A 671-nucleotide genomic window follows, 5' to 3' on the forward strand; every position below is an offset into this window, starting at 1 on the left:
GCCGGGCTCCTCCCGGGGCGCGGCCCAGGCTCGTTCGTCGTGCTCGCCGGCCCACCGGTCGGCCGGCCCGGCCGCGGCCTGATCGTCGTCGGGGGCCCACGAATGGTCGTCGCGGGCGGCAGCCGGTCCGGCCCACGGCCGGTCGTCCCGGCCCCCGGCCTGGCCGGTCCAGGGCCGGTCCTCGCTCGACCAGTTGCGCTGGTCCGGCTCGGCGTACCCCGAGCGGGAACGGTCCTCTGGCTCGCCGGACCAGGGTCGCTCCTCCGGCGCCGGGGACCAGCGCCCGGCGTACCCGCCGCCGTAGAGGTTGCCGGCCACCGGATCGGCGCCAGCACCGTCCACGATGGTGTGCCGGGTGGTGACGTGCACGGTCTCGGTGTGGTGGACGACCCCGACCTGGCGGGGACCCGGCTCCGGTCGGACGTCGTGCTCGGCGCCGCGCGCCGCGCCGTACACGCCGGGCTGGGCGGTGCCGTAGACGCCGGCGCCGTACCGGCCGGCAGACTGCGCCCGGCGGGCCGCGTCGTCCTCGTCTCGCCGGTCGGCGGCGGGCTGTGCCCAGGCCGCCTCGTCCTGGGCGGCGTAGCGGCCCCTGACGGACGGGTCGTCGTACGTGTCGGCGCCCGGCACGCGGACCCGGCCGGCGGCGGGCGCCTCGGAGGCGGTGATGC

General features: G+C 79.4%; 1 pseudogene. It reads right to left on the reverse strand.

Annotated elements, in window-relative coordinates:
• A pseudogene (locus DKL51_RS17535) lies at window positions 1-671 on the reverse strand (hypothetical protein); the annotation flags it as partial.

The sequence above is a fragment of the Micromonospora globispora genome (genome assembly GCF_003857015.1).
In the GTDB taxonomy this organism is placed as follows: domain Bacteria; phylum Actinomycetota; class Actinomycetes; order Mycobacteriales; family Micromonosporaceae; genus Micromonospora; species Micromonospora globispora.